Source organism: Streptomyces sp. NPDC001848 (genome assembly GCF_042891915.1).
In the GTDB taxonomy this organism is placed as follows: Bacteria; Actinomycetota; Actinomycetes; order Streptomycetales; family Streptomycetaceae; genus Streptomyces.
In genome coordinates, this window is the sequence record NZ_JBIATP010000005.1 from 348484 (window position 1) to 369450 (window position 20967).

Annotated in this window: 21 protein-coding genes; 13 read left to right on the top strand and 8 right to left on the bottom strand. The window is 72.1% G+C overall.

Features of this window, described 5'->3' with window-relative positions; all coding sequences use genetic code 11:
* Positions 1-70 precede the first annotated feature (70 nt).
* From ddaH to ACFYZJ_RS12905, 3 genes are all read left to right on the top strand, one after another.
* A complete protein-coding gene (ddaH, locus tag ACFYZJ_RS12895) occupies positions 71-847 on the top strand; it encodes a dimethylargininase (RefSeq protein WP_388566342.1) in 777 nt (258 codons plus the stop codon).
* A 180-nt stretch (positions 848-1027) separates the two neighbouring features.
* Positions 1028-2002 carry an acyl-ACP desaturase gene (locus ACFYZJ_RS12900; protein ID WP_388566345.1) on the top strand — a complete coding sequence of 325 codons (975 nt, stop codon included), beginning with the start codon at positions 1028-1030 and terminating at the stop codon, positions 2000-2002.
* A 281-nt stretch (positions 2003-2283) separates the two neighbouring features.
* A complete protein-coding gene (locus ACFYZJ_RS12905; protein WP_388566348.1) occupies positions 2284-2751 on the top strand; it encodes a hypothetical protein in 468 nt (155 codons plus the stop codon).
* A 30-nt stretch (positions 2752-2781) separates the two neighbouring features.
* On the opposite strand, the gene ACFYZJ_RS12910 is transcribed toward ACFYZJ_RS12905, so the two are convergent.
* Positions 2782-2997 carry a hypothetical protein gene (locus ACFYZJ_RS12910; RefSeq protein ID WP_388566351.1) on the bottom strand — a complete coding sequence of 72 codons (216 nt, stop codon included), beginning with the start codon at positions 2995-2997 and terminating at the stop codon, positions 2782-2784.
* 52 nt (positions 2998-3049) lie between these two features.
* On the bottom strand, positions 3050-3340 hold the full coding sequence (locus tag ACFYZJ_RS12915; RefSeq protein WP_388566669.1) for a WhiB family transcriptional regulator: 291 nt from the start codon (positions 3338-3340) through the stop codon (positions 3050-3052).
* A 308-nt stretch (positions 3341-3648) separates the two neighbouring features.
* Here ACFYZJ_RS12915 and ACFYZJ_RS12920 point away from each other — a divergent pair, with 308 nt between their 5' ends.
* The gene (locus tag ACFYZJ_RS12920) at positions 3649-4443 is read left to right on the top strand and encodes a VOC family protein (protein WP_388566353.1); all 795 of its coding nucleotides are present in this window, start codon (positions 3649-3651) and stop codon (positions 4441-4443) included.
* A gap of 101 nt (positions 4444-4544) precedes the next feature.
* On the opposite strand, the gene ACFYZJ_RS12925 is transcribed toward ACFYZJ_RS12920, so the two are convergent.
* From ACFYZJ_RS12925 to ligD, 3 genes are all read right to left on the bottom strand, one after another.
* Positions 4545-5582 carry a LacI family DNA-binding transcriptional regulator gene (locus ACFYZJ_RS12925; RefSeq protein WP_388566355.1) on the bottom strand — a complete coding sequence of 346 codons (1038 nt, stop codon included), beginning with the start codon at positions 5580-5582 and terminating at the stop codon, positions 4545-4547.
* A 230-nt stretch (positions 5583-5812) separates the two neighbouring features.
* Entirely contained in the window at positions 5813-6769 is a 957-nt protein-coding gene (locus tag ACFYZJ_RS12930; protein WP_388566358.1) for a multicopper oxidase domain-containing protein, read from the bottom strand.
* Positions 6770-7028: 259 nt separating this feature from the next.
* Positions 7029-8075 carry a non-homologous end-joining DNA ligase gene (gene ligD / locus ACFYZJ_RS12935; protein WP_388566361.1) on the bottom strand — a complete coding sequence of 349 codons (1047 nt, stop codon included), beginning with the start codon at positions 8073-8075 and terminating at the stop codon, positions 7029-7031.
* Between the two features lie 75 nt (positions 8076-8150).
* Between ligD and ACFYZJ_RS12940 the strand changes: the two genes are divergently transcribed.
* The gene (locus ACFYZJ_RS12940; protein ID WP_388566364.1) at positions 8151-9221 is read left to right on the top strand and encodes an ATP-dependent DNA ligase; all 1071 of its coding nucleotides are present in this window, start codon (positions 8151-8153) and stop codon (positions 9219-9221) included.
* A 151-nt stretch (positions 9222-9372) separates the two neighbouring features.
* Here the strand turns inward: ACFYZJ_RS12940 and ACFYZJ_RS12945 are convergent, their stop codons facing one another.
* Positions 9373-9705 (bottom strand): hypothetical protein, encoded by a 333-nt coding sequence (locus ACFYZJ_RS12945; protein ID WP_388566368.1) that lies wholly within the window; start codon positions 9703-9705, stop codon positions 9373-9375.
* Between the two features lie 140 nt (positions 9706-9845).
* Positions 9846-10313 carry a MarR family winged helix-turn-helix transcriptional regulator gene (locus tag ACFYZJ_RS12950; protein WP_388566371.1) on the bottom strand — a complete coding sequence of 156 codons (468 nt, stop codon included), beginning with the start codon at positions 10311-10313 and terminating at the stop codon, positions 9846-9848.
* Between the two features lie 224 nt (positions 10314-10537).
* On the opposite strand from ACFYZJ_RS12950, the gene ACFYZJ_RS12955 reads away from it, so the two are divergent.
* The 8 genes from ACFYZJ_RS12955 (at position 10538) to ACFYZJ_RS12990 (ending at position 17876) form a co-directional block, all read left to right on the top strand.
* Positions 10538-11320 carry a CoA transferase subunit A gene (locus ACFYZJ_RS12955; protein ID WP_388566374.1) on the top strand — a complete coding sequence of 261 codons (783 nt, stop codon included), beginning with the start codon at positions 10538-10540 and terminating at the stop codon, positions 11318-11320.
* Positions 11320-11964 carry a CoA transferase subunit B gene (locus ACFYZJ_RS12960; protein ID WP_388566376.1) on the top strand — a complete coding sequence of 215 codons (645 nt, stop codon included), beginning with the start codon at positions 11320-11322 and terminating at the stop codon, positions 11962-11964. Before ACFYZJ_RS12955 ends, ACFYZJ_RS12960 begins: the two co-directional genes overlap by 1 nt.
* Positions 11961-13163 carry a thiolase family protein gene (locus ACFYZJ_RS12965; RefSeq protein WP_388566379.1) on the top strand — a complete coding sequence of 401 codons (1203 nt, stop codon included), beginning with the start codon at positions 11961-11963 and terminating at the stop codon, positions 13161-13163. Before ACFYZJ_RS12960 ends, ACFYZJ_RS12965 begins: the two co-directional genes overlap by 4 nt.
* Positions 13164-13182: 19 nt before the next feature.
* A complete protein-coding gene (gene pcaH, locus ACFYZJ_RS12970; protein ID WP_388566381.1) occupies positions 13183-13956 on the top strand; it encodes a protocatechuate 3,4-dioxygenase subunit beta in 774 nt (257 codons plus the stop codon).
* A 6-nt stretch (positions 13957-13962) separates the two neighbouring features.
* Entirely contained in the window at positions 13963-14568 is a 606-nt protein-coding gene (gene pcaG / locus ACFYZJ_RS12975) for a protocatechuate 3,4-dioxygenase subunit alpha (RefSeq protein WP_388566384.1), read from the top strand.
* Positions 14565-15896 (top strand): 3-carboxy-cis,cis-muconate cycloisomerase, encoded by a 1332-nt coding sequence (pcaB, locus tag ACFYZJ_RS12980; protein WP_388566386.1) that lies wholly within the window; start codon positions 14565-14567, stop codon positions 15894-15896. Before pcaG ends, pcaB begins: the two co-directional genes overlap by 4 nt.
* On the top strand, positions 15893-17020 hold the full coding sequence (pcaD, locus tag ACFYZJ_RS12985) for a 3-oxoadipate enol-lactonase (protein WP_388566389.1): 1128 nt from the start codon (positions 15893-15895) through the stop codon (positions 17018-17020). The genes pcaB and pcaD overlap by 4 nt, the downstream gene beginning before the upstream one ends.
* Positions 17021-17084: 64 nt before the next feature.
* A complete protein-coding gene (locus ACFYZJ_RS12990) occupies positions 17085-17876 on the top strand; it encodes an SDR family NAD(P)-dependent oxidoreductase (RefSeq protein WP_388566392.1) in 792 nt (263 codons plus the stop codon).
* A gap of 32 nt (positions 17877-17908) precedes the next feature.
* On the opposite strand, the gene ACFYZJ_RS12995 is transcribed toward ACFYZJ_RS12990, so the two are convergent.
* The gene (locus ACFYZJ_RS12995; protein ID WP_388566395.1) at positions 17909-20584 is read right to left on the bottom strand and encodes an ATP-binding protein; all 2676 of its coding nucleotides are present in this window, start codon (positions 20582-20584) and stop codon (positions 17909-17911) included.
* Between the last annotated feature and the right edge of the window lie 383 nt (positions 20585-20967).

Sequence of the window (20967 nt, forward strand, 5' to 3'; positions counted from 1 at the left end):
GGGCTTTGTCCCCGGGTTCCGGCCCTGCATGATGGCGGGCGACATCATCAGCCGAGACGGAGTCCCGCACGTGCCCAGCAAGAAGGCCCTCATCCGCCGACCCAGCCCGCGCCTGGCCGAGGGGCTGGTGACCCACATCGAGCGGGAGAAGGTCGACGTCGATCGCGCGCTCGAGCAGTGGGAGGCGTACGCGCGGACGCTGCGCGAGCACGGCTGGGAGACGGTCGAGGTGGAACCGGCCGACGACTGCCCGGACTCGGTGTTCGTCGAGGACACGGTGGTGATGTACAAGAACGTCGCGCTGATCACACGGCCGGGCGCCGAGCCACGGCGCGAGGAGACCGCGGGCGTCGAGGAGGCCGTGGCCCGCCTGGGCTGTTCGGTGAACTGGATCTGGGAGCCGGGCACCCTCGACGGGGGCGACGTCCTGAAGGTCGACGACACCCTCTACGTCGGCCGCAGCGGGCGCACCAACGCGGCCGCCGTCCAGCAGCTGCGCGCGGTCTTCGAACCCCTGGGGGCCCGGGTGGTGCCGGTGCCCGTCACCAAGGTGCTGCACCTGAAGTCGGCGGTCACCGCGCTGCCCGACGGCACGGTCATCGGCCATGTGCCGCTGGTGGACAAGCCGTCACTGTTCCCGCGTTTCCTTCCGGTTCCGGAGGAATCAGGCGCGCACGTCGTGCTGCTCGGCGGCGACAGGCTGCTCATGGCGGCCGGCGCGCCCAGGACGGCGGACCTGCTCGCCGATCTGGGGTACGAACCGGTCGTGGTGGACATCAGCGAGTTCGAGAAGCTCGAGGGCTGCGTGACATGCCTGTCGGTGCGGCTGCGGGATTTGTACGACTGACCGGATGAACCCCCGCTGCCCGTTCGCCGCGGGCGCGGGCGAACTCCAGCCGAACAGTGGCCTTTACAGCGCGCTTAACCTACGGATTCGTAACCTACGGATTCGTAGCCTACGATCCCGTAGGTTCCGGTCACCGCTCGCCGGCTCCCCCGCTGTCCCCCCGTCTCCCCTGGAGTTCCCGTGACGATCACCTCCTCCCACCTCGGCAGCCCCTCCGTGTGGACCGACGCTCGGCTGCTGTACGCCCTGGAGGAAGTGGTCGAGAAGGAGCTCAACCGGCACCTGAAGGTCGCCAAGGACTGGATGCCGCACGAGTACGTCCCCTGGAGCGACGGCCGCAACTTCCCGGGCCTCTTCGAGGACGGCGTGGCCTGGGAGAAGGAGCAGTCGGCGGTCACCGAGATCGGCCGGATCGCGCTGGTCGTCAATCTCCTGACGGAGGACAACCTCCCCAGCTACCACCACGAGATCGCCACGCTGTTCGGCCGCGACGGCGCGTGGGGCACCTGGGTGCACCGCTGGACGGCGGAAGAGGGCCGGCACGGAATCGTGATGCGGGACTACCTGCTCGCCTCCCGCGCGGTCGACCCGGACCAGCTGGAACGTTTCCGCATGGCACACATGAGCGAAGGTTTCGAGTCGGACAACCGGCACTCGATGCTGCACTCCGTCGCCTACGTCGCCTTCCAGGAGCTGGCGACCCGCATCTCGCACCGCAACACCGGCCACCAGTCCGGCGACCCGGTCTGCGACCGGATGCTGGCTCGCATCGCGACCGACGAGAACCTGCACATGGTGTTCTACCGGAACCTGCTGAAGGCCGCGTTCGAGATCGCGCCCGACGCGACCATGCAGGCGGTACGGGACGTCGTGGTGAACTTCCGCATGCCCGGCCACGGCATCCCGGGCTTCGAACGTGCCGCCGCGCAGATGGCGATCGGCGAGGTCTACAACCTGCGCATCCACCACGACGACGTACTCCAGCCGGTCCTCCGCTTCCTGAAGGTCCTGGAGATCGACGGCCTGGGCCCCGAAGGGCGCCGGGCCCAGGAGGAACTCGGCCTGTTCATGGACGGCCTGAACGCCGAGGCCGGCCGGTTCGACGAGAAGCTGGCCGCCCGGAAGGCCCGGATGGCGGCCAAGGCCGGAGCATGACCGGGTATCCGTGACGGCATCGGCACATCCGGCGCCGACACGTCCGTGTCGGCACGTCCGTGTCGGCACGTCCGTGTCGGCATGGCCGTGACCGCCTATCCGTCACCGCATCCACAGCCGAATCCGCCGAAAACGCTACGTCGCGCCACCCTGTCCGCCGTACAGAAGCATCCCTCAGCATGCATATGCCGGGTGAGCGCTGCGCGCGGGCGCCCGCCCGGCCTGTCCCTGTAGTACACCTGGTCGGGCGGTCGGGCCGGGTGGCGCCCCTGGAGTGGGTCATGACGAATGCGATGTGGATGCGAGGCGTCCAGTGGCTGGCAGCCGCCGCACCGGACCCGCACGCCTGCACACAGCAGTGGGAGCGGGGCGACGGCACGGTGCTGCTGGAGGCCGGACGCCACTGGGACGTGGTGAGCGTTCCGCGCCACCTGGGGCTGCTCGCCCTGGACATTCTGTGGGACGACCCGCTGCGGACACCCGGACCGACGCTGGTGGACTCGGCGGCGCTCAGGGTGGGTTTCTTCGTGCCGCCGGATCCGCCCGGCCACTGGGCCGGAGCCGGGGTCCGCCATGCCAGCAAGGGCACATGGATCGCCGTGCCCCCGCCGTACCGGCCCGGCGGCTCCCTGGAGTGGATCGTTCCGCCCGACGGAAGCGGGCTGCTGCACTCCCCGGTGGTGTTACGGCAAGCGCTGCGCCGGGCGGGCGAGACGCTCGCCGTCCTGGCCCCCCTCAACGAGGAGTGAATCCGGACCACCCGCTCGGTCGCACCTCTCCTACGCGGCCTCGTAGTGGTGCGCGTCCGCGCCGCGCCACTTCACCCAGGCCGGATCGTCGAGCAGGTCCTCGGCGTCGGGCAGCCCGGCCCGGCCGAGGAACTCGATCACGTCCTCGTCGGAGAACGCCACCCCCAGGCTCTCCCCGCGCGCGGTCACCCGGCGTCCGCCGGTGCCCGACGGCGGATGAACGATGACAGGGGCCCGTCCGAGCATGTATCCAGGATCGTCCCGCGCGCCCGGCCGCGCATCCGGACGGACAGACCCCTCAGCCGTCTTCGTGCGCCTGCCGTAGCCGCAGCCGCTCCTTCTCGGACAGCCCGCCCCAGACACCGAACCGTTCGTCGTGGGTGAGCGCGTATTCGAGACACGCGGCACGGCTCTCGCACAGCGCGCAGATACGCTTCGCCTCCCGCACCGAACTGCCCGGCTCGGGGAAGAAGAAATCGCCCCCCGTCTGCGCACAGAGCGCCTGGGCCTGCCAGGCGATGTCGGAGGCGGTGATCGCTTCGATGTGCATGGCCGAGATCGTGCCGCGCGGCGAAAAACGTTCGATCAACACCGGATCAACGACCGACCGGCCGCCCCGGGGCTCACGGCAACCGGGACCGACGACCCAGGACCCCGCAGGGCTCCGGCCTCGCAGGGCCCACGCTGTCGTACGGCCCGTGCCTTCGTACGGCCCCCGATGATGCCCCCGGCTCGCGCCGCTCCGCACGGCGGCACGCCGAGAAAACCGTGACGACCGCACACCCTGCCGGTCACCGAACGTCACAGGAGTCCGTCGCGTCATTCCGGCGGCGATTGTCAGTGGGGGGTGGAAGACTCGGCAGAGCAGGCAACGGGACCCCTCGAAGGAGGGCAGAGATGCTCACCACCCGTTTCGTCAACGGCGCTCCGAACTGGCTCGACATCGGCACCCCGGACATCGACGGCGCCAAGTCCTTCTACGGCGGTCTCTTCGGCTGGCAGTTCCAGTCGGCGGGCCCCGACGCCGGGGGCTACGGCTTCTTCCAACTGTCCGGCAGGACGGCGGCCGGCGGCATGCAGACCACCCCGGAGCAGGGACCGCCGTCCTGGACCGTCTACTTCCAGAGCTCCGACGCGGAGGCCACCGCGAAGGCGGTGGAGCAGTCCGGCGGCAGCGTGCTCATGCGGCCCATGGACGTGATGGGTGAGGGTCACATGGCCGTCCTCGCCGATACGGCCGGCGTGCCGTTCGGTATCTGGCAACCGGGCCGCACCAAGGGCATCGAGGTGGCCGGCGACCCCGGCTCGCTGTGCTGGATCGAGCTGTACACGCCGGACATCGCCCGCGCCGCCGCGTTCTACCGCCAGGTGCTCGGCTGGGAGACCGAGGGAGTGCCCTTCCCCGGCGGCACGTACACGTGTATCAACCCGGAGGGTAGCGGCCGGGACGACATGTTCGGCGGCCTCGTCCCGCTGGCCGACGACCCGGTGGAAGCGGAGGCCGGTGCCTACTTCCTGCCGTACTTCGAAGTCACGGACACCGACGCCACGGTGAACAAGGCGCAGGAGCTGGGCGGCAGCCTCCGGACGCCCGCAACGGACGTCGAGGGCGTGGGCCGTATCGCCCGTCTCGCCGACCCGTACGGAGCCCGCTTCGCGGTCATCAAGAGCGCACCGCCGCAGCAGAGCTGACGTCATCGGTCCGAGGGCGCGATGCCGGGCTCCTGTCCCCGTGACCCCGCCCTCGGCAACCCACCCTGGTTTCCGGTGACGGTCGGCTCATGACCGTGTCGTCACGCCGACGCCCGCCGTACCAGCGTCGTCGGCAGCACCACACTCGACGGCTCGCCGCCCATTCCGGGCTCGTCACCCCGCCGGTCCAGGCCGCGCAGCAGGAGACGGGCCATCAAGCGGCCCATCTCCTCGATGTCCTGGCGGACCGTCGTCAGCGGTGGGTCGGTCTGCTCGGCGACCGGCAGCATGTCGTCGAAACCGATGACGGCGACGTCGTCGGGCACCCGGCGGCCCTCGGCGCGCAGCACCCGGAGGGCGCCCGAGGCGGTCAGGTCGTTGGCGGCGAACACGGCGTCCAGGTCCGGGCAGCGCCCGAGCAGCTCCCGCATCGCCCGTTCGCCACCCGCCGGTGTGAAGTCGCCCTCCACGATGAGCCGCGGGTCGGCGTCGACCATCACGTCGCGGAACCCGTCGAGCCGGTCCACGGCGGACGTCTGGTCGAGGGCGCCGGTGATGTGCGCGATGCGGCGGCGGCCGAGCCCCACGAGGTGGCGCACGGCCTCGCGGGCGCCACCGCGGTTGTCGCTGTCGACGTAGACGGCGCTGCGGGTGCCGTCGCCCCAGCCGGGCCGCCCGCCGAACACGGTGGGCACTCCGGCCCGACGCACCAGCGCGGGCAGCGGGTCGTCGAGGTGCAGCGAGAAGACGAGCGCGCCGTCGACGTGCCCGCCGGCGAGATAGCGGCCGACCCGGGCGTGGTCGGCGCGGCCCTCCGTCAGCAGCAGGACGAGCTGGGAGTCGTGGGCCGTCAGTTCCTTGCTGATACCGCGCAGTTGCAGGGCGAAGAAGGGGTCGGCGAAGACCCGGGTCTCGGGCTCGGCGATCACGACGGCGACCGCGTCGTGCCGCTTGGTCACCAGGCTGCGCGCGGCCTGGTTGGGCACGTACCCGAGTTCCTCCACGGCGCGGCGCACCCGCTCGGCGAGGGGTTCACGCACTCCGTCGCCGCCGTTGACGACCCGGGACACCGTGGCCCGGGAGACCCCGGCCCGGGCAGCCACGGCCTCCAGCGTGGGGCGCGGCGCGGTCTCGGTCACGTGGGACTCCTCCTCGGCGGTTGCCGATCAGGATAGTCCCGACCGCCCCGCCGCTGAGAGCGCTCCCGACGGCCGACGGCGGCTCCCTGGTGTGGCGCCGCAGTCGTCCGACGGCGTTCCGGGACGGCGCCGGACGGTGTGCCGCGGCCCGCGGCCGTATGTGCGGGAGGACCGTTCACGGAATGGACGGTGCCGGTCCTCGCCGCGCTCGGGGGAGTCCGACGGCAGGGTTACTTCGCGTGCCGGTGCTGGCTCGCATCGTCGTACTCGGGGATCGTGCCGTCGTTCCTCCGCACGAGGAACAGTCCGTCCATCCCCTTGTCGGCGTGTCGTTGGACGTGGCAGTGGTACATCCAGGCGCCCGCGCCGCCCGACTCGCCCGCGATGACCTGGAAACCGAAGGAGACACCGGGCCCGACGACCCTGGTGTCGATGAGCTGGCTGGAGTCCTCGGGACCGGTGAGCAGTCCGGTGCGGTTGTCCGCCCACCGGTGACCGTGCAGGTGGAACGTGTGGAAGTCGTCCCCGTGGGTGATCATCACGAACTCGACTCGGTCCCCGACGGTGGCCTCGAACGTGGGTCCGGAGTGGCCCTTGCCGTTGTTGATCGACGTCTCGTTGAAGACGATGGTGTGCGTCCTGTCGGGAAGGATGTCGCCCTGGCGGCGCACGATCAGGGCCCCGAACAGGCCCGCGTGGACGCCGCCCGTGCCGTGCGGGGTGCCGACGGCATGGTCGTGGTAGTGCCAGTAGCCCGCGCTGCCCTCCCGGTAGGTGCCGTCGTTGCGGCGGCCGGGAGCGTGTGTCTTCCACACATAGGTGCGGGTACGGCCCGGTTTCACGACGCTTTCGGTGAGCTTCGTCCCGTCGTTGCTGATCGTGTAGTCCACCCCGTGCACATGCAGACCCGCCGAGACGTCCAGCCGGTTCTCGAACTCGATGTACAGGGTGTCGCCCTCGACGAGCTCGATCACCGGGCCGGGGATGGTCGCCCTCCCGTTGCCGAGGCCGTAACCCATCCGTCCTTTGCCGAGATCCTCGGCGAACAGCTTGATGTGCCGCTCCTTGCCGCCGGCGGGTGCCGTTCGCGGTCCACCGTCCGCGAAGGCCTCCGGAGCCAGTGACAACGATGTCGCCACGGCCGCGCCGCCCATCAGCATCCGCCGGTTGAAGCTACGTCTGTCCATGCGGAACTCCCCATCCTCGTACGCAATCCATGGAGAAGAGCCGCTGGGGCGAGCAAGGGACCGGTAGCGGCACAGCGCGAGCTTATCCGGACAAACAGCAACTTCTTCGCATTGACGACAAACCGATATTTAAGTGTCGGGGAGGGGGGTGACTCGTATGGGTCAGAGGGCCGTCCGAACCATCAGGGCGTCCGAACCGAACCATCAGGGCGTCCGAACCCGTCAGACGCGGCCCGGACTTCAGGGGCCTGTCGAACCCTCAGGAGCCGGTCGAACCCTCAGGGGTCCCCGGCTTCCGCTCCCGCCGTGCCCGGCTCGGCTGCACGCGCTTCGGCTCGCCCGGCATCTTCGGATACTCGGGGGGATAGGGCAGATCGCCGAGCCCGTGGTCGTGTTCGTCGCGGCGGGCGAGTTCCAGGAGCGCCTCGAGGGAGAAGGCGTGGTCGTCCATGTCCGCATGGACGTCACCCAGTTCGGCGTACCGGCGGGGCATGGTCACGAGGTCGAAGTCGCGGGGCTCCGCGTCGTCGACCTCCTCCCAGCGCAGCGGCGCCGACACAGGGGCGTGGGGCCGTGGGCGTACCGAGTAGGCGGAGGCGACGGTGCGGTCGCGGGCGGTCTGGTTGTAGTCCAGGAAGATCTTTTCGCCCCGCTCCTCCTTCCACCAGGCGATGGTCACGTGCTCGGGCATCCGCCGCTCCATCTCGCGCCCGACGGCGATCGCGGCGCGGCGCACCTGGGTGAAGGTCCAGCGGGGCTCGATCGGCACGAAGACATGCAGGCCGCGACCGCCCGAGGTCTTGGGCCAGCCGCGCAGTCCGCCGTACTCGGCGAGGACGGCGCGCAGTTCGTGGGCGGCGCGCACCGCGTCGGCGTAGTCGGTGCCGGGCTGCGGGTCGAGATCGATGCGCAGTTCGTCGGGGCGGTCGACGTCGTCGCGGCGTACTGGCCAGGGGTGGAAGGTGAGCGTGCCGTACTGGGCGGCCCAGACGACGGCGCCGACCTCGGTCGGGCACATCTCGTCGGCGCTGCGGCCGCTGGGGAAGGTGATGTGGGCGGTGGGGATCCAGTCCGGCATGCTCTTGGGCGCCCGCTTCTGGAAGAACCACTCGCCGGTCACCCCGTCCGGGTAGCGTTCCAGGGTGGTGGGCCTCTCGCGCAGGGCACGCAGAATGCCGGGGCCGACGGCCATGTAGTACTGCGCGAGGTCGAGCTTGGTGAAGCCGCGCTCCGGGAAGAAGATCTTGTCGGGGCTGGACAGCCGTACCGTCCGGCCCGCCACCTCCAGCTCCACCGCATCGCCCATGCGAGCCACGGTAGGCGCCCGCCCCGGTCCTCGCACACCGGGCGAACCGCCTCGTGCGGCAGCAGAATCGAAGGCATGGACCTGCCGGTGATGCCCCCCGTCAAGCCGATGCTCGCGAAGCCCGTGGCGAGCATCCCGCCGGACATGCAGTACGAGGCGAAGTGGGACGGCTTCCGGGCCATCGTGTTCCGCGACGGCGCCGAGGTGGAGCTCGGCAGCCGCACGGGAAAGCCGCTGACCAGGTATTTCCCCGAGCTGGTGGAGGCGCTGCGGGAGCGGTTGCCCGAGCGGTGCGTGGTGGACGGGGAGATCGTGATCGCACGGGAAGGGCGCCTGGACTTCGACGCGCTGACGGAGCGGATCCATCCGGCGGACTCGCGGGTGCGGATGCTGGCGAAGAAGACGCCTGCGTCCTTCGTGGCGTTCGATCTGCTGGCGCTCGATGACGAGTCGCTGCTCGAGGTGCAGCTGGGCGACCGGCGCGCCCTGCTGGAGAGGGCGCTCGCCGGGGTGCGGCCGCCCGTCCACCTGGCGCCGGCGACCACGGACCGCGCGGTGGCCGAGCAGTGGTTCGAGCAGTACGAGGGGGCCGGCCTGGACGGGGTGATCGCCAAGCCGCTGTCCCTGCCCTACCGTCCGGACGAACGCGTGATGTTCAAGGTCAAGCACGAGCGCACGGCGGACGTCGTGGTGGCGGGCTACCGCTTCCACAAGAGCGGCCCGGTCGTGGGGTCGTTGCTGCTCGGGCTGTACGACGACCGGGGCGCGCTCCAGCACGTGGGGGTGTCGGCCGCGTTCCCGATGAAGCAGCGGGAGCGGCTGGTGGAGGAGCTGGAGCCGCTGCGGATGGACGATGTCACGGGGCATCCCTGGGCGGCCTGGTCGGACGAGGAGGCGCACGAGACGGCTCGGCTGCCGGGGGCGCCGAGCCGCTGGTCGGGGAAGAAGGACCTGTCCTGGGTGCCGCTGCGGCCGGAGCGGGTGGCGGAGGTGGCGTACGACCACATGGAGAACGGGGCGCGTTTCCGGCACACGGCGCGCTTCCGCCACTGGCGCCCGGACCGCACCCCCGAGAGCTGCACGTACGCGCAGTTGCAGGAACCGGTGCGCTACGACCTCGCGGAGATCCTCGGCACGCCCGGCTGACGCTCGCGGAGATCCCACGCCCGCCCGGCTGACGCTCGCGGAGATGCCCGGCGCCCTGGCCAGTCCCTCCCCCGGCGATCGGCAGATCGGCGGACTTCGTCCGGTGCCGGGTGGGTGGCGCCCGGCCGGGTGTGAGCGAGCGGGCGGGGTGCTACGCCCTGCGCCCCAGCCGGCGTTCGATCGCCACTCCCGCGTCCCGGCGGTCGGCGGCGAGCGCTTGGCGGGCCTCCCCGGCGGAGCCGAACCCCAAAGCCGCCGCGATCGCCTCCCAGGCGACGCCGCCCTCGAGCAGCGCCTCCACCGCGGCACCGACGGCGACGCCCGCCTCATGGCGGGCCCGGTCCAGTTCGGTGAGGGCGCGCAGCAGGTCGGGTGCCGTCGCGGCGTCCGCGAGGCCGCTCTGGGCCGCGTGCCGGGCCTGGTCGGCGGTGACCCACCAGTCCGCGGAGGTGTGCGGGGAACGGGTGGCGAGGGTCCGGTCCACGGTGGTGCCGCCTTCCTTAGCGGGTACGCGGTCTGGGGTGCCGCCGGGCACCCCAGTCTAGGTCCGTCGATCCGGAATGCGGTGCTCATGGTCCGCTGAACGGACGAGCGGTCGACTCACCGCTTTGGTGGGCATCGGGGTCAGGACTTCGTGGCCGCCACGGGTTCCGCCGGGTTGCGCAGGTCCTCGGCGGCGTCCGCGACACGCCGGATCAGGTCGAGGAAGAGGGTCTGCTCCTCGGGGGTGAGCGGAGCCAGGAAGACCTGGTTCATCCGGGCCGTGCGCACGGTCAGCTTGCGGTGCGTCCGTACACCGTCCTCCGTCAGGCGCAACAGGAAGCGGCGGCCGTCCTGCGGGTCGCGGACCTTGTCCAGGAGTCCCCGCCGGCCGAGCCGGCTGATCACCTCGGCGATGGTGGAGCGGTCGAGGCCGACCCGCTCCCCCACGGTGCGCTGGTCGAGGCCCGGCTCGGCGACGAGCGCGTTCAGGACCGCGAACTGCGGCGAGGTGATCTCCTCCGAGACCATCGTGTTCCACAGCAGGTAGTGCGCCTGCTGCAGCCGCCGGGCCAGGTGCCCGGGGTGGGCGGAGAGATCCACCGCGGCCATGTGCGCTCCTCAGCGTCCGTCCGTCATGCGTCGGCCATTCCATCGGTGCACTGAACAATACCGCCTGCCACCCGCCGCGACCCATGACGTTCCTCTACAGGCAGACCAGTATCTTGACGACTCAGACGTCGGGTGGCAGCGTGAGTGAAACTTCGCAGAAATAGTCAGTGTGCTGAGCAATTCGACGGTCCTCGGGACTTCGAAGACAGATGGGGGCTTGACGGATGGACAAGGTGGTCGCCACGGCCGTGGAGGCGGTGGCCGACGTGCCGGACGGCGCGTCGCTCGCGGTGGGCGGGTTCGGGCTGAGCGGTGTGCCGAACGCGTTGATCCAGGCGCTGTACGAGCGCGGGGTCGGCGGCCTGAGCGTCGTCTCCAACAACTGCGGGGCGATGGAGTCCGGTCTCGCGGTGCTGCTGGCGGCCGGGCGGATCGCCCGGGTGACCGGCTCCTACATCGGCGGGAACAAGGAGTTCGCCCGCCAGTACCTGGCCGGTGAGATCGAGGTCGAGATGATCCCGCAGGGCACCCTGGCCGAGCGACTGCGGGCGGGCGGGGCCGGCATCCCCGCGTTCTACACGCCGGCGGGTGTCGGTACGCAGGTCGCCGAGGGCGGCCTGCCGTGGCGCTACGACGGGCAGGGCGGGGTCGCTCTGGCCTCCCCGCCCAAGGAGGTGCGGGAGTTCGATGGGGTGGAGTACGCGCTGGAGCGCGGCATCCGCACCGACTTCGCGCTGGTACGAGCGGCGAAGGGCGACCGGCACGGGAACCTCGTCTTCAACAAGTCCTCCCGCAACTTCAACCCCCTGGCGGCCATGGCCGGCCAGGTCACGATCGCGGAGGTGGAGGAACTGGTGGAGCCGGGAGAGATCGACCCGGACGCCGTGCATCTGCCGGGGATCTTCGTGCAGCGGGTCGTCGCGCTCACGCCCGAGCAGGCCGCGGACAAGAAGATCGAACGGCGCACGATCTCCGCGCCCGGGGCACGAGGAACGGTGAGTGCGTGATGGCGTGGACCCGTGAGGAGATGGCGGCCCGCGCGGCGCGCGAACTGAGGGACGGTCAGTACGTCAACCTCGGCATCGGACTGCCGACCCTGATCCCCAACCACCTGCCGGAGGGGGTCGAGGTGATCCTGGAGTCGGAGAACGGCATCCTGGGCACCGGCCCCTACCCCACCGAGGACGAGGTCGACCCGGACCTGATCAACGCGGGCAAGGAGACGGTCACGGTCCTGCCCGGCGCCTCCTTCTTCGACTCGGCGCTGTCGTTCTCCATGATCCGTGGCGGGCACATCGACGTCGCCGTGCTGGGCGCCATGCAGGTCTCGCAGAAGGGCGACCTCGCCAACTGGGCGGTCCCCGGAAAGCTGATCACGGGGATCGGCGGGGCGATGGACCTGGTGCACGGCGCCCGCACCGTCATCGTCGTGATGACCCACACCGCCAAGGACGGCAGCCCGAAGATCCTGAAGGAGTGCGCGCTGCCGCTGACCGGCAAGGCCTGCGTCGACCGGATCATCACCGACCTGGGCGTGCTGGACGTGACCGACGAGGGACTGGTCCTCGTCGAGACCGCGCCCGGTGTGACCGTCGAGGAGATCACCGCCAGGACCGACGCCCCACTGACCGTCGCGGAGGAACGCACGTGAAGACCGTCCACATCGTCGACGCCGTCCGCACCCCGATCGGCCGCTACAACGGCGGCCTCGCGGGCGTCCGCCCGGACGACCTGGCCGCCCACACCATCCGCGAACTGCTGGCCCGCACGCCCGCGTTGGACCCCTCCCGGATCGAGGACGTCTACTTCGGCAACGCCAACGGCGCCGGCGAGGAAAACCGCAACGTCGGCCGTATGGCAGCCCTGCTCGCCGGTCTGCCCACCTCGGTACCGGGCGTGACGGTGAACCGGCTGTGCGCCTCGGGCCTGGAGGCGGTCATCCAGGCCGCCCGCGCCATCGCCGTCGGGGACGCCTCGATCGCGCTGGCGGGTGGCGTGGAGTCCATGACCCGGGCCCCCTATGTGCTGCCCAAGAGCGACAAGCCGTTCCCGGCCGCCCACGCGGAGCTGTACTCCACCACGCTGGGCTGGCGCATGGTGAACCCGAGGATGGACCCGCAGTGGACCATCCCCCTCGGCGAGAGCGCGGAGCTGATCGCCGACAAGCACAAGATCAGCCGCGAGCAGCAGGACGAGTTCGCCCTGCACAGCCACCAGAAGGCGGCCAGGGCTCAGGCCGAGGGCCTGTTCGACGCCGAACTCGCGCCCGTGACCATCCCGCAGCGCAAGGGTGACCCGCAGGTCCTCGCCGCCGACGAGTGCGTACGCCCGGACGCCTCCCTGGCGGCGATGGCCAAGCTCAAGCCGTCCTTCCGCACCGAGAACGGCACCGTGACCGCGGGCAACGCCTCCCCGCTCAACGACGGCGCCGCCGCCCTGCTGCTGGCCGACGAGGAGGGCCTGAAGGCCATCGGGCGCGAACCCCTCGCCCGCGTCTCGGCGACCGGCGTGTCGGCCATCGACCCCCAGTACTTCGGCCTCGCCCCCGTCGAAGCGGTCACCCGCGCCCTGGCCAAGGCGGGCAGGAGCTTCGACGACCTGTCGGTCCTCGAACTGAACGAGGCCTTCGCCGCCCAGGTCCTCGGCTGCCTCGCCGAGTGGCCCGACTTCGACCCGGCGATCCTCAACCCCCAGGGCGGCGCCATCGCCCTCGGCCACCCCCTCGGCGCCTCCGGTGCCCGGCTCGCCGGCACCGTCGCCCACCAGCTCGCCCGCCACGGCTCCGGCACCGGCGTCGCCACCCTGTGCATCGGCGTGGGCCAGGGCCTCGCCCTCGTCCTCGAACGCTAAGGAAGCGTTAGGAACCCCCATGGCTCTCACTCAGCAGGACATCGACCTCGAGATCGCGGCCGAGCACGCCGCCTACGAGAAGCGGGTCGCCGACGGCGGACCCGTCGGACACCACCCGCGCCGCGACTACGCGCCCTACCGCTCCTCGGTGCTGCGCCACCCGAAGCAGCCGCCCGTCACCATCGACGTCAGCAAGGACCCCGAGCTGGTGGAGCTGTCCTCCCCGGCCTTCGGCGAGCGGGACATCACCGAGATCGACAACGACCTCACCAAGCACCACCGGGGCGAGCCGATCGGGGAACGGATCACCGTCTCGGGCCGCCTCCTCGACCGCGCCGGACGACCGGTGCGCCGCCAGCTCATCGAGATCTGGCAGGCGAACGCGGCCGGCCGGTACGCGCACCAGCGCGAGCAGCACGACGCCCCGCTCGACCCGAACTTCACGGGCGTCGGCCGCACGCTCACCGACGACGACGGCTGCTACCGCTTCACCACCATCCAGCCGGGCCCCTACCCGTGGCGCAACCACGTCAACGCCTGGCGCCCGGCGCACATCCACTTCTCGGTCTTCGGTACGGCGTTCACCCAGCGGCTGGTGACGCAGATGTACTTCCCGAACGACCCGCTGTTCCCGTACGACCCGATCCTGCAGTCCGTGACGGACGACGCCGCCCGGCAGCGGCTGGTCGCGACGTACGACCACAATCTGTCGGTGCCGGAGTTCTCGCTCGGCTACCACTGGGACATCGTGCTGGACGGCCCCCACGCCACCTGGCTCGAGGAAGGACGCTGACCTGCCATGACGAGGATCGACACGAGCAGGCCGGAGAGCGTGCTGCCCACCCCGTCGCACACGGTCGGCCCCTTCTACGGGTACGCGCTGCCGTTCCCGGGCGGCGGTGACATCGCCCCGGTCGGCCACCCCGACACGATCACCCTCCAGGGGTACGTCCTCGACGGCGAGGGCAACCCGCTGCCGGACGCCTTCGTGGAACTGTGGGGGCCGGACCCCGAGGGCACGGTCCCCACCACCGACGGCTCGATCCGGCGCGACCCGGCGACCGGCGGCTACCTGGGCCGCAACGGGGTTGAGTTCACGGGCTGGGGTCGCATACAGACCGACGCCAACGGCCACTGGTACGCCCGTACGCTGCGGCCGGGCGCCCGCGGGCGCAGCGCCCCGTACATCAGCGCCTGCGTGTTCGCGCGCGGTCTGCTCATGCACCTGTTCACGCGGATCTACCTCCCCGGCGACGAGGCGGCGCTCGCCGCGGACCCGCTGCTCGCCCAGCTGGAGCCGGAGCGCCGCGACACGCTGATCGCGGTGGACGGGGGCAACGGCACGTACCGTTTCGACATCCGCCTTCAGGGCGAAGGCGAGACGGTGTTCCTGGAGTTCCGGTGACCTCTGCAGAGTCCGAGACCGGCCTGCTCGCCCCCGGGTGGGCCGGCTCCCCCGCCGCCTCGGCGACGAGCGACAGCGCGTATCTGCGGGCGCTGCTCGACGCGGAGGCGGCGCTGACCCGGGCGCAGGCCGCGCTGGGGCTGGTCCCCGAGGATGCGGCCAGGGCGGTGGCCTCGGCGGCCGGGTCCGGTCGCTTCGACGTCCGGGGCATCGCGCTGCGGGCCCGGAGCGGCGGCAATCCCGTGATCCCGCTCGTCGCCGACCTGACGAAGGCGGCCGGCGAGGAGTACGGGCCGTACGTCCACCGGGGCGCCACCAGCCAGGACATCCTGGACACCGCGACGATGCTGGTCGCCGCCCGCACACTGGACGTGGTCCTGGCGGATCTGGAGCGTACTCAGCAGGCGCTGGCCCGGCTGGCGGCGCGGCACCGGGACACGGTCCTGCCCGGGCGGACACTCACCCAGCACGCGGTGCCGACGACGTTCGGGCTGAAGGCGGCGGGCTGGCGGTCGCTGGTGCTGGACGCCCGGGACCGGCTGCGGGCCGTGCGCGAGGGGCTGCCCGCCCAACTGGGCGGAGCAGCCGGCACACTGGCCGCGTTCACCGCGTACGGCGCCGCGGACCCGACGGCGCTCGTGGTCGCGTACGCACAGGAACTCGGCCTGCGCGCACCGGAGTTGCCGTGGCACACCCTGCGCACACCCATCGCCGACCTCGCGGGCTCCCTCGCCTTCACGGCCGGGGCGCTGGGCAAGGCGGCCACGGACGTCCTCACCCTCTCCCGTACCGAGATCGCCGAGGTCGCCGAGGGTGCGGGCGGCGGCTCCTCCGCGATGCCGCACAAGGCGAACCCGGTACGGGCGACACTGATCGCGGCGGCGGCCCGACGCGCGCCACAGCTCGCCGCCACGCTGTACGGGGCGCTGACCGCGGAGGACGAACGCCCCGCCGGGGCCTGGCACGCCGAGTGGGAGCCGCTGCGCGACCTGCTGCGGTTGGTGGGCGGCGCGGCGCACGACGCCGTGCAGCTGGCCGAAGGCCTCCAGGTGGACGCGGATGCCATGCGGGAACACCTGGGCGTCACCCGCGGGTTGATCGTCTCCGAGCGGCTGGCGGCGGAACTGGCGCCCGTACTGGGCCGCACCCGCGCCAAGGAGCTGCTCACCGAGGTCGCCCGGCGCGCCCGCACCGAGGGCCGCACGCCGGCCGAACTCCTCGCCGAGGAGCCCGCGTTGAACGACGTCGACCTCGCGGCCCTCACCGACCCGGCCCAGTACACCGGCTCCGCGGGAGCCCTCACCGACCGTGCCCTGGAGCGCTCGTGACCGACAAGCTGTTGCACCACCGGATCGAGGGCCCCGCCACCGCTCCCCCGCTGATCCTCGGCCCCTCGCTCGGTACCTCGTACGCCCTGTGGGACTCGGTGGCACCGGAGTTGTCCGTCACCCACCGGGTGATCCGCTGGGACCTGCCCGGCCACGGCGGCTCGGCCCCGGACCTCCTCGGGCCGGGCGCGACGGTCGCCGACCTCGCCGAACTGGTCCTTGCGCTCGCGGACTCGCTGGGCGTCGACCGGTTCGCGTACGCCGGGGTGTCGCTCGGCGGCGCGGTGGGGCTGCACCTCGCCGTGCACCACCCCGAGCGGCTCGCGTCACTGGCCGTCATCTGCTCTTCCGCCCACTTCAACGGCTCCAAGCCGTGGCAGGAACGGGCCGCGCTGGTACGCCGCGAGGGGCTGGCACCGGTCGCCGCGACGGCCGACTCCCGCTGGTTCACGGCCGGGTTCAGCGTGCCGCGACTCGTCCAGGACCACCGGGACGCGGACCCGGACGCGTACGCCGCGTGCTGCGATGCGCTCGCCGCCTTCGACATCCGTGACCGGCTGGCGTCGATCAGCACGCGGACCCTGCTGATCGCGGGCCGCCAGGACCCGGCGACCCCGCCGGCGCATCTGCGGGAGATCGCCGACGCCGTGCCCGGCTCCGCGCTGGTCGAGCTCCCGGGCGCCTCGCACCTGGCGCCCGCGCAGTGCCCGAAGGCCGTCCTGGCGGCGCTGCGCACGCACCTGACCGGAGCGCCGGAGCGCGGCATGGAGGTGCGGCGCCAGGTCCTGGGCGACGCCCATGTGGACCGGGCGCAGGCGCGCCAGACGCCCTTCACCGCCCGCTTCCAGGACTTCATCTCCCGCTACGCCTGGGGCGAGGTCTGGACCGACCCGACGCTCTCCCGCCGCGAACGCAGCATGATCACGCTGACCGCACTCGTCGCGCACGGCCACTACGAGGAGCTGGCCATGCACGTGCGGGCGGCCCGGCGCAACGGTCTGACACCGGAGGAGATCGGCGCGGTGCTGCTGCAGACGGCCGTCTACTGCGGGGTGCCGGCGGCGAACTCGGCGTTCGCGGTGGCGCAGCGGGTGCTCGCGGAGGAGGAGGCCGCCGGAGGGTGACCCTGCTGGTCGTAGCTTCGGCAGCACCCCTCACAGACCGCCCGCGCCCGCCTAGGGTGGGAGCATGTCGACCGTTCTCATCACCGGTGCCACCTCCGGACTCGGCCGGTACGTGGCCTTCGAGCTGGTCCGCTCCGGGCACGTGGTCCTCGCCCACGGGCGCGACGCGCGCCGCACCGACCGGCTCGTCGCGGAGTTGCGCACCGAGGGCGCGGCGCACGGCTTCGTCGCCGACCTCGCCTCGCTCGCCGAGGTGCGCCGGCTCGGTGACGAGGTCGCCGCGGCGCACCCCGGGCTGGACGTCCTGATCAACAACGCGGGGGTGGGCGGCGGCCCGCCCGGCTCCGGGCGCGAGGTCGGCGCCGACGGCCACGAACTGCGGCTCGCGGTCAACTACCTGGCGCCGGTGGCCCTCACCCGTGTCCTGCTGCCGGTACTGCGGCGCAACACCCCCGCGCGGATCGTCAACGTGGGCTCGGCGGGCCAGGAACCCGTCGACTGCGACGACCCGGAGCTGACCCGCGGCTACAACGGCGTCTCGGCGTACTGCCGCAGCAAGTTCGCGCTGGCCGCACACACGTTCACGCTCGCGGAGGAACTCCGGGGCACGGGTGTGTCGGTGAACGTCCTGCATCCCGCGACCTACATGGACACGGCGATGGTCCGCGAGGCGGGGGTCACTCCCTGGAACACGGTGGCGGACGGGGCGTCGGGAGTCCTGGCGCTGGTGACACAGGACGTGGGAAGCGGTGGGTACTTCGACGGCACGCGACCGTCACGGGCACACGAGGGAACGTACGACCGCGAGGTGCAGAAACGCCTGACGACGGTCACAGACCAACTTCTCGCGCGGTAGCCGCGCCCCGACGGGGGCGCGGGGCTGTGACGTCAATCAGAACCCAACGCGTCCCGAGCCCGGACGGCCAACCCGTCCGCCCCACACGACTCCGCCAACGACAGCCCCCGCTGGAGCTCGGGCACCGACCTGGTGGCGATCCCGTACTCGACGAGCGCGGCGGCATGTTCGTACTGACAGGGTGAGGCCTCGAGGTACGCGACGGCCTGCGCGGCCAGGCGCACCGCGCGCTGACCTGTCTCCAGCGCGGCGGCCACCCGCAGGGCCTCACCGATGGCCGTCTCGGTGCCCAGAAGCTCGGCCTGCCGACGGGCTGTCGCGGCCAGGTCGGCGGCGCGGCGCGGATCCTCGACGGCGAGCGCCCGCGCGAGGTCTCCGGCCCAGGGCGCGAGGACCGTGTTGTGTCCGCGCCCCGCGCACGCCTTCTCGGCGGCCTCCAGCTCGCCGACGCCCTCCTCGGTCCGCCCGACGGCGAGCAGCAGCCGGCCGCGCACGGAACGGGTGTCGGGCAGCACGATGGTGGACGGGTACGGAGGCGCGAAGCCGTACCGCTCGGCGAGGGACCAGGCCTCCTCGACGTGCCCGCGGGCGAGCAGCGTGTCGACGAGGCCGCAGGTCGCCGACCAGTACAGGGGCAGCCCCCGCCCGACGCGCTCCGCGAGGCGCAGCGACTCGCGCAGGGAGGTCTCCGCGTCCCGGAGCCGGCCGCGCCTGCGGTGCGCGAGCCCGACGTAGGCGTGGGCCAGCGCGAGGTGGCCGCCGCTCCAGCCGGCCGACTCGTATGCGCGCAGGGCCTCCGTGAACAGGCTCTCCGCCCGGTCGAGCCGGTCGGTGTAGGCGTACGCGCTGCCCAGCATCAGCAGCAGTTCGATGCCCCACTCGGTGTCGGTCCAGCCGAGTCCCGGGGCGAGGCGGCCGTTGACGAGGGCGCGGTCGCACACCTCCACGACCTCTTCGGCGTTCTCGCCGTGGGTCATCGCGTCGAAGCCGCGCAGGATGAGCAGGGCGCGCTCGGAGTTGTCCCTGCCGGTGCAGGTGCGGGCCAGTTCGGCCAGTTCCCGGGAGCGTACCGGGGAGTCCTCCTCGGCCGCGTGGATGCTCTCCCACATGTAGTGGACGGCCTGGAGGCGCATCCGGGAGGGGCCCGGTCCGAGACGGGCGGCTTCCTCGTCGACGGTGCGGATGGCGTCGTCGAGCTGGTCGTTGTGCAGCAGGGCCTGGGACAGGCGGTGGACGGCGTTCACCCGGTCGTCGCCTTCCAGGCCCGGCAGGGCGAGGGCGGCCTGGAGGTAGTCGATGGTGGTGGCGGGTGAGGTCAGCAGCGTGGCGCAGCCCAGCTCGTACAGCACGTACGGGTGGACCTCGGGTGTCGGCGGTTCGGCCAGGGCGCGCTCCAGGCAGCGGCGGGCCGCTTCGGGGGCGCCGACGGCGAGGTGTTCGCGCGCGGCCTGACGCATCTGCTCGACGAGTTCCTCGTCGTCGTCCGGGTGGACCTGGAGGAGGTGGCGGGAGGCGGCCGCCGCGCCGAGCCCGGAGTCGGTGACGACCCGTGCGGCGATGCCATGCATGGCGGTGCGCAGTCCGTCGGGGATGGAGCGGTAGACGGCGCTGGCGATCAGCGGATGGACGAACTCCAGCTCCGCGCCGTCCGTCCGGCGGCCCGCCCTGTCCGGTTCGGTCATGATGCGGGCGGCGGTGAGCAGTTGGGCGCAGCGCGCGGCCTCCTCGGGACTCATGGTGGCGAGTTCGGCCACCAGGTCCACGGTGATGCCGGTGCCGAGGATGGCCGCGGCCCAGGCGAACCGGGTGGCGTCGATGCCGAGGCTTTCCAGGCGGGCGACGAGGCCGTTGCCACGGGCCGAGCGGTTCAGGTCGCGCAGTTCGGCGCACGACGCCTCGACCGGGTCGAGCCGGCTGTCCTGCACCTTGGCGAGGAGTTCGACGGTCTCGTACGGGTTGCCCCCGGTCACGGCCCACACCTCGCGGCAGAACGGGGCGTCGGCGTGCGCGCCGACGGTGGCCCGGGTGAGTCCGGCGGTGGCCTCGGGGGTGAGCGCACTCAGGGCGCTGACCGGGTGGCGGGCGGCCGCGGTGATCGCGTCGAGGTGGCGGGCGCCCTCGCCGGTGGCCTCGCCGGGGCGGAGGGCCACCACGAGCAGCACGCGCAGGTCGGCGAGGCGTTCGCAGCAGGCGGCCAGCCAGTGCAGGGTCTCCTGGTCGGCCCAGTGGGCGTCGTCGACGATCAGGACCAGTGGCCACTCCCGCCGGGCGAGCCGCGAGAGGACCTCGACGAGTCCGTCGCACACGCCCTGCGGGTCGGCCTGCCGCTCTCCGGGGTCCGCTATGCCGAGGGCGGGGCCCGCGACCTCGTACCAGTCGCCCAGGTACTCCCGCGCCTCCTCCGGCATCAGGGACAGGAGCACGGGCTGGAGCAGTTGCCGTACGACGTTGAAGGGCACGGAGGTGACCGTCTCACCGCCGCGCGCCCACCACACCGTGCAGCCGCGCGCCTCCGCGATGCGGCGGGTCTCGGCCAGGAGGGCGGTCTTGCCGATGCCGGCCTCCCCGCTGAACACCAGCAGACTCCCCGGCTCCGAGGGCGACGCGTCATCGCTGAGCGCGTCGACCGCCTCGGTGATGACGGTGAGTTCCGCGTCGCGTTCCCACAGGGAAGCCGAGGCGGCCGCGCCGGGCCGTGCCTCCGTCATCCCGGTACCTCCCCAGGTCGCCCAAACGACGTACGGACATCGAGCCTAGCCGTCCCCCTGCCGCGGTGGGGGGAGGTCGGGGCACCTGTTGCCGTGACGGGTGACAGGAGCCACCCCGGGGCGACGCGATCGGGCGCCGACCAGCCCGGGCGCGGGTAATAGAACATCAAAGGCCTTGCGGAGCAAGCGCATTCTCCACTCTTGCGGCGACGACCGCGGCCGACTCGCCGCGCGGCGCCGTCGGGCCCCTGCCCGGAGGGGCGCTTGGGGGAGGGAAGCGTATGGGTGCGGAGTCGCCGAAGGGCGGTGTGGAGTACGGGCCTCAGGGGCCAGGGTCGCCGGGGTGGCGCGGGGCGCGGGCATGAGCCCGGCGCGGGCGCGGG

What these genes read in the sequence shown, in the direction of transcription:
- ACFYZJ_RS12905 (WP_388566348.1), top strand. Translation starts at nt 2,284, where the DNA reads ATGACGAATGCGATGTGGATGCGAGGCGTCCAGTGGCTGGCAGCCGCC.
- ACFYZJ_RS12910 (WP_388566351.1), bottom strand. Translation starts at nt 2,997, where the DNA reads ATGCTCGGACGGGCCCCTGTCATCGTTCATCCGCCGTCGGGCACCGGC.
- ACFYZJ_RS12920 (WP_388566353.1), top strand. Translation starts at nt 3,649, where the DNA reads ATGCTCACCACCCGTTTCGTCAACGGCGCTCCGAACTGGCTCGACATC.
- ACFYZJ_RS12930 (WP_388566358.1), bottom strand. Translation starts at nt 6,769, where the DNA reads ATGGACAGACGTAGCTTCAACCGGCGGATGCTGATGGGCGGCGCGGCC.
- ligD (WP_388566361.1), bottom strand. Translation starts at nt 8,075, where the DNA reads ATGGGCGATGCGGTGGAGCTGGAGGTGGCGGGCCGGACGGTACGGCTG.
- ACFYZJ_RS12940 (WP_388566364.1), top strand. Translation starts at nt 8,151, where the DNA reads ATGGACCTGCCGGTGATGCCCCCCGTCAAGCCGATGCTCGCGAAGCCC.
- ACFYZJ_RS12950 (WP_388566371.1), bottom strand. Translation starts at nt 10,313, where the DNA reads ATGGCCGCGGTGGATCTCTCCGCCCACCCCGGGCACCTGGCCCGGCGG.
- ACFYZJ_RS12955 (WP_388566374.1), top strand. Translation starts at nt 10,538, where the DNA reads ATGGACAAGGTGGTCGCCACGGCCGTGGAGGCGGTGGCCGACGTGCCG.
- ACFYZJ_RS12960 (WP_388566376.1), top strand. Translation starts at nt 11,320, where the DNA reads ATGGCGTGGACCCGTGAGGAGATGGCGGCCCGCGCGGCGCGCGAACTG.
- pcaH (WP_388566381.1), top strand. Translation starts at nt 13,183, where the DNA reads ATGGCTCTCACTCAGCAGGACATCGACCTCGAGATCGCGGCCGAGCAC.
- pcaG (WP_388566384.1), top strand. Translation starts at nt 13,963, where the DNA reads ATGACGAGGATCGACACGAGCAGGCCGGAGAGCGTGCTGCCCACCCCG.
- ACFYZJ_RS12990 (WP_388566392.1), top strand. Translation starts at nt 17,085, where the DNA reads ATGTCGACCGTTCTCATCACCGGTGCCACCTCCGGACTCGGCCGGTAC.
- ACFYZJ_RS12995 (WP_388566395.1), bottom strand. Translation starts at nt 20,584, where the DNA reads ATGACGGAGGCACGGCCCGGCGCGGCCGCCTCGGCTTCCCTGTGGGAA.